Origin of the sequence: Clostridium acetireducens DSM 10703 (genome assembly GCF_001758365.1) — a bacterium.
GTDB classification, from domain to species: Bacteria; Bacillota; Clostridia; order Clostridiales; family Clostridiaceae; genus Clostridium_C; species Clostridium_C acetireducens.
The window spans coordinates 46,832-56,924 of the sequence record NZ_LZFO01000014.1; the positions used below are offsets into that span (position 1 = coordinate 46,832).

Here is a 10,093-nt window from a genome sequence, read left to right on the forward strand (position 1 = left end):
ATATGAATATAAATAAAGCCATAAAAAAGCAAAATAAGTCTTATAAGAGATTTATGCTATTTATGTGCTTTGTTTTTTTTACACTTCCTTTACTTTTATTTTTATATAAAAAAGCAAATTTATTTTTTATAATGTATTTGATAATAAACGAAATACTTCTTTTACTAGTTGTACTTATTAGAATCAATAATGAATATTTAAAAATAAAAAAAGATAGCTATAAAATTAAAATTAAATCAGGTATATTTTCAGAAGAGATAAATATTGTATGGGATAAGGTAGTGTTTATAGGTATAGAAAAGTTTATTAGAAAATATGACAATGAAGAAGATTTTAAAATAATATTAATATCTACTTCTAAGTTTAGGAATGATAGGATGTTAGCTCTAAAAGAAACTTTTATTTTAAATCATCCTCTTATGGAAGATTATTATATAAATTTAAAGAAAATTTATTGTAATGAGGAGCTGTTTTATACAATAATATCAAAAGGGAAATATTACAGGTATTTACTTTTAGATGTTTTATATAGAAATTGTGTAAAAGCTTATTTTGACAAAGAGGCTATTAATAAAATAAAAATGTATAGAGAAATTAATATTTAATGTATTCAAGAATATTTCTATTAATTTTAAAATAAATATTGAAATGTAAACAATATTTTAAAAAGGTGATTTCTTGAATAATTATATAATTTATATAACTTTATTAGGAAGTGTTATATCATTAATAGGAACTATGTTAGGAGCTTCTTTAGGAGTTATTATTAAAAATCCGTCTAATAAATTGTTAGGAACTATTGTTGGTTTTGCTGCAGGTCTTATGCTTTCAATAGTAATGTTTGATTTAATACCAGAGTCTCTTAATAATTGGAATTTTTTAGGTACAATATTATTTTGCGTATTAGGAATTATTATTATAGCTTTTATAGATAGTAAATTAAAACCTAAAATACAGGATAATAATATAAAAATGGCAGTAATTACTGCAGCAGCACTTATGATTCACAATTTCCCAGAAGGTATAATAATGGGATGTGGATTTGCTGCAGGCAGTATTTTAGGAATTAAAATGGCTATAGTAATTACCATTCACGATATACCAGAAGGAATAGCGGTATCAGCACCTTTAATGGCTTCAAAAGTAAATATAAGTAAGATTTTAGTTTATTCTTTTTTAACAGCGCTTCCAACAGCTATAGGCACTTTTGTAGGTGTATTTATAGGAGGAATATCAAAGAATATATTAGAGGCATGTATTTCTTTTGCTTCGGGTATAATGCTTTATGTGGTGTGTGGAGAAATGATACCAGAGTCTTCTAAACTTTGGAAGGGTATTAGTAGTACAATTGGTACCTTATTAGGAATTATTTTAGGAATGTTAATAACTCATATATTATAAAAATACTTAATGTTAAAAGGTGATGAAATTATAATGAATACAAAAATAGTAATGATAGATAGTTGCAATATTGATAAAAAATACATAAAAGAAGCAGCAGATATTATAAAAAAAGGAGGTCTTGTTGCTTTTCCTACAGAAACAGTTTATGGATTAGGGGCTAATGCATTAGATAGTGAAGCTGTAAAAAAAATATTTCAGGCTAAAGGAAGACCTCAAGACAATCCTTTAATTGTTCATGTATCAGATTTTGATGAAATAGATCCATTAGTTAAAGAAATACCGGATATAGCACATAAATTAATGAATAAATTTTGGCCAGGACCTATGACTATAATAATGAAAAAATCTGATATAATACCAGACGTTACTAGTGCTGGTTTGGATAGCATAGGAATAAGAATGCCTTCTAATAAAATAGCAAAAGAATTTATAAAAGAATGTAAATTACCCATAGCAGCTCCATCGGCAAATATATCTGGAAGACCAAGTCCTACAGATGTAGAAAGATGTATAGAAGATTTAAATGGGAAAATAGAGTACATAATAGGAGGAGAAAAATGTGATATAGGAGTAGAATCTACAGTAATAGATTGTACTAATTATCCTGCTTGTGTACTAAGACCTGGTGGAATTACTCTTGAAATGCTTAAAGAAATAGATAGCAATATATATATAGATCCAGCAATAATGAAAAAACCAGAAAAAGATTTTAAGCCAAAAGCTCCAGGCATGAAATATAGGCATTATGCACCAAAAGCTCCAGTAAAAATAATTCAAGGAGATTTGCAAAAAACTATTGAAAAAATAAATGAAATGGTGCAAAATTATATAAGTGAAAATAAAGTAGTAGGCATTATGGCAACCGATGAAACAAAACACAAATATACTAAGGGAGTAGTTATATCTGTAGGTACTAGAAAACATATGGAGACAGTAGCTCAAAATTTATTTGAAACTTTAAGAATGTTTGATGATAATAATGTGGATGTTATACTTGCAGAGGGCTTTGAATTCAAAGGAGTAGGAATTGCTGTAATGAACAGATTAAATAAATCAGCAGGATTTAATATTATAAAATTATAGTATTTAGGAGGTTAGTTATGAGAATACTATTTGTATGCACAGGAAACACATGCAGAAGTTGTATGGCAGAAGCTATATTTAATAATATATGTTATATAAAAGGTATAAATGCTTTTTCTGCAGGAATTTCTATTGTAAAAAATAGTGTTGCCTCTGAAAATGCAGTTAAGGTATTAAAAGAAGATTTTAATATAGATTTAAATGGAAGAAAAGCTGTTCAATTAACAGAAAAAATGCTAAAAGATAATGACTTAATTTTAACTATGACTAAATGTATAAAAGAAATTATTTTAAGTGCCTTTCCAAATTTACATAATAAAGTATACACTTTAAATGAATATATAGGAAGCGAAGAGGATATTATTGATCCTTATGGAGGAGATTTTATTGTTTATAAGAATACTATTTTACAATTAAAAGATAGTATAATATTACTTATTGAAAAATTGAAAGAAGATAAAGGTATTTTTTAATACTATATCTTCTTTTTTTGCGATAAAAATCCTAATGGATTTTAAATATATAATAGGAGGATTAAAATATGAAAATAGCTTTAGGTAGTGATCATGCTGGCTTGCCTCTTAAAGAGGAAATAATAAAGCATTTAAAATCTAAACATATTGAAATTAAAGACTTTGGAACTTATACTGAGGAATCTTGTGATTATCCTGATTTTGCTTTAAAAGTAGCTGAAAAAGTAAAATCAAAAGAATTTGAATTTGGAATTTTAGTATGTGGTACAGGTATAGGAATTAGCATTGCAGCTAATAAAGTGCCTGGAATTAGAGCTGCTTTGTGTAGTGATACATTTAGTGCTCATGCTTGTAGAGAACATAATAATGCTAATATACTAGCTTTAGGTCAGAGAATTGTAGGATTAGGTCTTGCTCTTGATATAGTTGATACATTTTTAAGTGCAGAATTTCAAGGTGATAGACACCAAAGAAGAATAGATAAAATATCAGAAGTAGAGAAAAAATATTGTAAGTAAAAAATTATTTAAATAAATGTTATTTTTAGGAGGAATGAACATGAGTAAAGTAACACAAATAGCCCACCCATTAATATTACATAAATTATCTTTAATAAGAGATAAAAATACAGGTTCCAAAGATTTTAAAGAATTAGTTGAAGAAGTAGCAATGCTTATGGCTTACGAAGTAACTAGAGATTTACAACTTGAAGAAGTAGAAATAGAAACACCAATATGCAAAACTAAATGTAAAATGTTAGCAGGAAAAAAAGTTGCTATAGTACCAATATTAAGAGCAGGACTTGGCATGGTTGGAGGAATAATAAAACTAATTCCAGCAGCTAAAATAGGACATATAGGACTTTATAGAGATGAAGAAACTTTAAAACCAGTAGAATATTTTTGTAAACTTCCACAAGATATAGGAGATAGAGATGTTATAGTAACAGATCCTATGCTTGCTACAGGAGGATCAGCTACAGATGCTATAACTTTATTAAAACAAAGAGGAGCAAAACACATAAGACTTATGTGTCTTATAGCTGCTCCAGAAGGTATAGACGCAGTAGTAAAAGCACATCCTGATGTAGATGTATATGTAGCTGGAATAGATGAAAAATTAAATGAAAAAGGATATATAGTACCTGGATTAGGTGATGCAGGAGATAGATTGTTTGGAACAAAGTAAAATAAAAAAACAAAAGTAGACTAAACTACTTTTGTTTTTTTATTTTACTTTAATACTTTATACTTTACAATGATAGCTCAATATTTACTTTTAATTATAATAGTTTTATTATAAAATAATATAAGATTTATTAAATAATAAAATTATGTTTATAGAAAATTAGGAGGAAAATATGAAGAGAATAGATAAAATTAATTACTATTTAGATATATGTGAAACAGTTTTAGAGAGAGGAACTTGTCTTAGAAGAAATTTTGCAGCTATTATTGTAAAGAATGATGAAATAATAGCTACAGGGTATACAGGAGCACCTAGAGGAAGAGAAAATTGTTGTGATTTGGGATATTGCAGAAGAGAAGAGTTAAGAGTTCCTAGAGGAACACGATATGAGCTATGTAGGTCTGTACATGCAGAACAAAATGCTATAATTTCTGCTAGAAGGCAAGATATGATAGGAAGTACTATGTACCTTGTGGGAAAAGAACAAAGTACTGGAGAACTTGTTAAAAATGCTGCTCCCTGTTCACTATGTAAAAGATTTATAATAAATGCAGGAATAGAAAAAATTATTATAAGAGATACAAATACAGAGTATAGAGTTATTTATATAAAAGAATGGCTTGAAAATGATGACTCGTTATATGGAGAAGGAGCTTATTAAATATGATTAATAGACTTTTAATTTTAGCTATATTAGCATTTACAATATCTTTTATGCTAACTCCTTTTGTAAAAAAATTTGCTTTTCATATTAATGTTATAGATATACCAAAAGGTAAAAGAAAAATTCATAAAAAACCTATACCTCTTTTAGGTGGATTAGCTATTTATATATCTTTTATACTAACTTTAATATTTAAATTAGGCAAATTATCTAATTCTGAATTAGGTATAATTATAGGAGCTACAATTATATTAATAGGAGGTTTTATAGATGATAAGTGGGATATAAAACCTTTATATAAATTATTATTTCAAATAGCAGCTACAATTTTCTTAATATTTTTTGGAGTAAAGATAAAAATTATTACTAATCCTTTTTTTACATATAATCAATATATAAATATAGGATGTTTTTCTATACCCCTTACTATAATATGGGTTATAGGAATTACTAATGCATTTAATTTAATAGATGGATTAGATGGATTAGCAGCAGGAGTAGCACTTATATCTTCTATAACTATATTGGTTATAGCTCTATTAAATCAAAGAAACGAAGCAGCTATATTAATGGCAATATTAAGTGGTTCTATATTAGGATTTTTACCCTATAATTTTAATCCTGCTTCTATATTTATGGGTGATACTGGATCACAATTGCTAGGGTTTTTACTGGCATCTATATCCATAGAAGGAGCTATAAAATCCGCTACTGCTTTTGCAATAGCAGTGCCTATACTTGCATTAGGTTTACCTATATATGATACATTATTTGCTATGATTAGAAGAAAAATAAATGGAAAGCCTATAATGCAAGCAGATAAAGGACATTTACATCATAGATTATTAGGTTTAGGACTTACTCAAAAACAAGCTGTAATTATAATGTATTTAGTCAGTGCTGTTTTAGGCAGTTTTGCTATAATTGCTATGCAAATAAGTAGTCAGCGTTCTTATTTTGTTTTAGCTACAGTAATACTTATACTAGTAATTGTAGCTTGGAAGTGTGGATTTTTTAAACATACAGATTAAAGAGTACATAAAAATGGAGGAATAACAATGGATAAAATTAAAATAATAACTATTTTTGGAACTAGACCAGAAGCCATAAAAATGGCACCTTTAGTCAAGGAGTTATCTAGTAGAAATGAAATAGATAACAGGGTTTGTGTAACTGCTCAGCATAGACAAATGTTAGATCAAGTATTAAACTTATTTAACATAGAGCCTAATTTCGATTTAAACATAATGAAAACAAAGCAAACATTGACAGGTATAACTAATAGAGTGCTAGAAGGAATGGAAGAAATATTTTTAAAAGAAAATCCAGATTTAATTTTAGTACATGGAGATACTACTACTACTTTTGCAGGGGCTTTAGCTGCATTTTATCAGAAAATAAAAGTAGGACATGTAGAGGCTGGACTTAGGACTTATGATAAATATTTTCCTTTTCCAGAGGAAATGAATAGAAAGCTAACAGGTTCTATAGCAGATATTCATTTTTCACCTACTATAGGGTCTAAAAATAATCTTTTAAAAGAAGGTATAAATGAAAAACAAATTTTTGTAACAGGAAATACTGTAATAGATGCTATGGATTTTACTGTAGAAGATGGTTATGTGTTTAACAATGAAGAGTTGAATAAAATCGATTACAACAATAAAAAGGTAATTATGGTTACAGCTCATAGAAGAGAAAACTGGGGTGAAGGTATAGAAAATATATGTATTTCTTTAAAAAATATAGTTGAAAATAATAAAGATGTTGAAATAGTGTATTTGGTACATTTGAATCCTGTGGTTAAAAATATTGTATATAAACACTTAGAAGGAGTAAATAGAATACATTTATTACCACCACTAGATACAAAAGAAACTCATAATTTAATGAATAAATGTTATATGGTAATGACAGATTCTGGTGGACTTCAAGAGGAAGCTCCACATTTAGGGAAACCAGTGCTTGTACTAAGAGATGTAACAGAGAGACCAGAAGCAATTAAAGCAGGAACTGTAAAACTTGTAGGAACAAATTTAAATAATATAATAAATGAAGGTAATAAATTAATAAGAAATAGAGAAGAATATAATAAGATGAGTAAAGCTGTAAATCCATATGGTGATGGGAAAGCTTCATTAAGAATAGTAGATTTTATATTATATTACTATGGATTAACAAATAATCCATGTAAGGAATTTCTATAATTGTTATAAATTTAATTTACAAAAAAGTTTGTTTTTTTTTTAACAAAATATATTGATTAAAAGAATAATATTGTGTATAATGAAGATGTTGACAGAAAACTTTGTAAATTTAAAAAAAATGAATAATAAATATTTGAGGAGGGTTACTAATGAAAGATGTAGTTATTGTAAGTGCAGTTAGAACTGCTATTGGTAGTTATGGTGGTACTTTAAAGGATGTTCCTGTTGTTGAATTAGGAACAATAGTTATGAAAGAAGCTATAAAAAGAGCTGGAATTAAACCAGAAGCAATCGATGAAGCTATATTTGGTTGCGTTATTCAAGCTGGTCAAGGACAAAGCCCAGGAAGACAATCAATGGTACACGCTGGAATACCAGTAGAAGTTCCAGGAATGACATTAAATAAAGTTTGCGGATCAGGTTTAAGAGCAGTATCTTTAGCAGCTCAATTAATAAAAGCAGGAGATGCTGATGTTGTATTAGCAGGTGGTATGGAAAACATGTCAGCTGTTCCTTATACTGTAGCTTCTAATAGATGGGGCGCTAGAATGGGAGACGTTAAATTAGTAGATACTATGATAAAGGACGGCTTATGGGAATCATTCAACAATTACCACATGGGTATAACAGCTGAAAATATTGCTGAAAAATGGGGAATCACAAGAGAAGAACAAGATGAATTTGCAGCAGCTTCACAACAAAAAGCAGAAGCAGCTATTAAATCAGGAAGATTCAAAGATGAAATAGTTCCTGTAGTAATAAAGACTAGAAAAGGCGAAAAAGTATTTGATACTGACGAATTCCCAAGATTCGGAACAACTAAAGATACTTTAGCTAAATTAAAACCAGCATTCAAAAAAGGCGGAACAGTTACAGCTGGAAACGCTTCCGGTATCAATGATGGTGCTGCAGCATTAATCGTAATGAGTGCAGATAAAGCTAAAGAATTAGGAATTAAGCCATTAGCTAAAATAGTTTCTTATGGTTCAAAGGGTGTTGACCCATCAATCATGGGATACGGACCAGTAGGAGCAACAAGAGTAGCTCTTGAAAGAGCTGGATTAACTATAGATGATATGGACTTAATCGAAGCTAACGAAGCTTTCGCAGCTCAAAGTATAGCAGTAGCTAGAGACTTAGGATTTGATAAATCAATGGAAAAAGTAAACGTAAATGGTGGAGCTATAGCACTTGGACACCCAGTAGGATGCTCAGGAGCAAGAATATTAGTTTCTCTTCTTCATGAAATGCAAAAGAGACCAGAAGTTAAAAAAGGTTTAGCAACTCTTTGCATAGGCGGAGGAATGGGAACATCTCTTATCGTTGAAAAATGTGAATAATTAACATATAATTATAAGGACTAGGAATTTTTCCTAGTCCTTATTTTTAAAAAAAGATGCATTAATAAACTTATATTATAGTTTATTAATGCATCTTTTCTATTTATAATAAATCTTTTAAAAAAAATGTTAAAAATGTGTTAAAAGTGTGAATAAGATAATTAATATCATGTCATGCTAATAAAAAAACCTAAAAAACAATTTGGATATAATACTGTTAATTATACATAAAATGTAAAAAAATAAACGTTTTCTATAGGTGTAAAATGTTACCAAAGAAGCATAAAAGAGTATAAAAAACAATAACAAAGTCTGAATATTGAGAAAAATGAAATTCGCATAAAAATTTTTTCGGTATTAAAGAATAACTTAAATAAATAAAGCATTGGAGACTAAAACAAATTTTTATATTGAAAAAATCCATAAAAACATTAAAAAAGGAGAATAATATTTAAATATTAGGTTTTTGTTATGTAAAGTTAAAATATATAATTAGTTATCATAATAAACCGGAGGAAAATAAATTGAATAATGATGTTAAACAGATGTTGCAAAAAATAATTATATATGATTTGATTATAGCTATTATTTTTTCAACTTTAATTTACTTTACATTTAAGAAATATTCAGTTGTACTTTTTTTAGGGTTATTTATAGCTTTAATTAATTTTGTAATTAACACTATACTTATTAACTATGCTGTTAATGTGGGAAAGATAAAAAGTATAAGTTTAGCTAGTTTTATTTTTAGAATTGTAATAACAGCTTTTATTGGCTTTTTATTTTATAAGAACAACAAATATAATGTAATAGCTTATGTATTTGGATACACTTTACATTTTATCCCGTTAATATTATATAGTATTAATGTTAAAAATAAATGAAAGGAGTGAGGGTTATTGGAAGAAATTAAGTCGTTATTTAATATTAATTTATTTGGATATAATATTGGAATAACCTCCAGCATAATAATTCAATGGATAATAATATTAATAGTAGCGGTGATATCAATAGTATTAACTAAAGATTTAAAAAGAGTACCAGATAGAAAACAAAGTATATTAGAGTCTTTTGTACAATTTATTAATAATTTAGTAGGGGAAAATATGGGTTCAGAATATAAAAACTTTTCTCCGTATATAGGAACACTATTTATATTTATTTTATTAATGAATTTGACAGGATTAATAGGAATAAAGCCACCTACAGGAGATATTAATATAGCTTTGGGATTAGCAGCTATTACTTTTTTTATAGTTCAATTTAATGCTATAAAAAAGGTAGGAATAAAAAGATATTTATTAGGATATGGAGAACCTTTTTTATTTTTATTGCCACTAAATTTACTTGAAAGAATAATGCTTCCTATATCTTTAAGCTTAAGACTATTTGGTAATATGACTGCTGCGGTAGTTGTTATAGATATTATTTATAATTCATTAGCAAGATTAGGTTGGTTTGCTCAAATAGGAATTCCAATACCAGCTCATGCATTCTTTGATGTATTTGATGGGGTAATGCAAATGTTTATTTTTACTATGTTAACTATGATTAATATAAAAATAATAGCTGAACATTAATTTAAAAATTATTTTAATAAAATTAATGGTTCTGTTAATTAATTATGAAAATATAGCTTTGAAAATCACAAAATTACTATATGACTTACTTTAAATAATAAAAATTATAAAATTAATATTTTGTGGCATGACAAAAAAGCCTATCTATTTATAG

General features: G+C 27.5%; 12 protein-coding genes. All 12 read left to right on the plus strand.

The features are described from left to right. The first annotated feature begins 2 nt into the window (after positions 1-2). The 12 genes from CLOACE_RS06120 (at position 3) to CLOACE_RS06175 (ending at position 9,939) form a co-directional block, all read left to right on the plus strand. Positions 3-605, plus strand: coding sequence for a hypothetical protein (locus CLOACE_RS06120; protein WP_070110222.1), 603 nt, complete (start codon positions 3-5; stop codon positions 603-605). A gap of 73 nt (positions 606-678) precedes the next feature. Next, the gene (locus tag CLOACE_RS06125; protein WP_070110224.1) at positions 679-1,401 is read left to right on the plus strand and encodes a ZIP family metal transporter; all 723 of its coding nucleotides are present in this window, start codon (positions 679-681) and stop codon (positions 1,399-1,401) included. 33 nt (positions 1,402-1,434) lie between these two features. Next, positions 1,435-2,487 carry an L-threonylcarbamoyladenylate synthase gene (locus CLOACE_RS06130; RefSeq protein ID WP_070110225.1) on the plus strand — a complete coding sequence of 351 codons (1,053 nt, stop codon included), beginning with the start codon at positions 1,435-1,437 and terminating at the stop codon, positions 2,485-2,487. A gap of 17 nt (positions 2,488-2,504) precedes the next feature. Further along, positions 2,505-2,960, plus strand: a complete 456-nt coding sequence (locus CLOACE_RS06135) for a low molecular weight protein arginine phosphatase (RefSeq protein ID WP_070110226.1) — start codon at positions 2,505-2,507, stop codon at positions 2,958-2,960. A 68-nt stretch (positions 2,961-3,028) separates the two neighbouring features. Then, a complete protein-coding gene (gene rpiB, locus CLOACE_RS06140; protein WP_070110227.1) occupies positions 3,029-3,478 on the plus strand; it encodes a ribose 5-phosphate isomerase B in 450 nt (149 codons plus the stop codon). Positions 3,479-3,518: 40 nt separating this feature from the next. Further along, positions 3,519-4,148, plus strand: a complete 630-nt coding sequence (gene upp, locus CLOACE_RS06145; RefSeq protein ID WP_070110228.1) for a uracil phosphoribosyltransferase — start codon at positions 3,519-3,521, stop codon at positions 4,146-4,148. Between the two features lie 172 nt (positions 4,149-4,320). Further along, positions 4,321-4,809 (plus strand): deoxycytidylate deaminase, encoded by a 489-nt coding sequence (locus CLOACE_RS06150; RefSeq protein ID WP_070110229.1) that lies wholly within the window; start codon positions 4,321-4,323, stop codon positions 4,807-4,809. A gap of 2 nt (positions 4,810-4,811) precedes the next feature. Then, the gene (locus CLOACE_RS06155) at positions 4,812-5,843 is read left to right on the plus strand and encodes an MraY family glycosyltransferase (protein ID WP_084027566.1); all 1,032 of its coding nucleotides are present in this window, start codon (positions 4,812-4,814) and stop codon (positions 5,841-5,843) included. Between the two features lie 27 nt (positions 5,844-5,870). Continuing rightward, entirely contained in the window at positions 5,871-7,019 is a 1,149-nt protein-coding gene (gene wecB / locus CLOACE_RS06160; RefSeq protein WP_070110230.1) for a non-hydrolyzing UDP-N-acetylglucosamine 2-epimerase, read from the plus strand. A 149-nt stretch (positions 7,020-7,168) separates the two neighbouring features. Beyond that, positions 7,169-8,359: an acetyl-CoA C-acetyltransferase gene (locus CLOACE_RS06165; RefSeq protein WP_070110231.1), complete on the plus strand. Its 1,191-nt coding sequence runs from the start codon at positions 7,169-7,171 to the stop codon at positions 8,357-8,359. 524 nt (positions 8,360-8,883) lie between these two features. Further along, complete coding sequence (locus CLOACE_RS06170) at positions 8,884-9,243, plus strand: ATP synthase subunit I (RefSeq protein ID WP_070110232.1); 360 nt, start codon at positions 8,884-8,886, stop codon at positions 9,241-9,243. A 15-nt stretch (positions 9,244-9,258) separates the two neighbouring features. After that, positions 9,259-9,939 carry a F0F1 ATP synthase subunit A gene (locus CLOACE_RS06175; RefSeq protein WP_070110233.1) on the plus strand — a complete coding sequence of 227 codons (681 nt, stop codon included), beginning with the start codon at positions 9,259-9,261 and terminating at the stop codon, positions 9,937-9,939. The last annotated feature ends 154 nt before the right edge of the window (positions 9,940-10,093 follow it).

Bases quoted from the DNA above. Each gene is read 5' to 3' on its own strand.
- CLOACE_RS06120 (WP_070110222.1), top strand. From the start codon at position 3: ATGAATATAAATAAAGCCATAAAAAAGCAAAATAAGTCTTATAAGAGA.
- CLOACE_RS06130 (WP_070110225.1), top strand. From the start codon at position 1,435: ATGAATACAAAAATAGTAATGATAGATAGTTGCAATATTGATAAAAAA.
- CLOACE_RS06135 (WP_070110226.1), top strand. From the start codon at position 2,505: ATGAGAATACTATTTGTATGCACAGGAAACACATGCAGAAGTTGTATG.
- rpiB (WP_070110227.1), top strand. From the start codon at position 3,029: ATGAAAATAGCTTTAGGTAGTGATCATGCTGGCTTGCCTCTTAAAGAG.
- upp (WP_070110228.1), top strand. From the start codon at position 3,519: ATGAGTAAAGTAACACAAATAGCCCACCCATTAATATTACATAAATTA.
- CLOACE_RS06150 (WP_070110229.1), top strand. From the start codon at position 4,321: ATGAAGAGAATAGATAAAATTAATTACTATTTAGATATATGTGAAACA.
- CLOACE_RS06155 (WP_084027566.1), top strand. From the start codon at position 4,812: ATGATTAATAGACTTTTAATTTTAGCTATATTAGCATTTACAATATCT.
- wecB (WP_070110230.1), top strand. From the start codon at position 5,871: ATGGATAAAATTAAAATAATAACTATTTTTGGAACTAGACCAGAAGCC.
- CLOACE_RS06165 (WP_070110231.1), top strand. From the start codon at position 7,169: ATGAAAGATGTAGTTATTGTAAGTGCAGTTAGAACTGCTATTGGTAGT.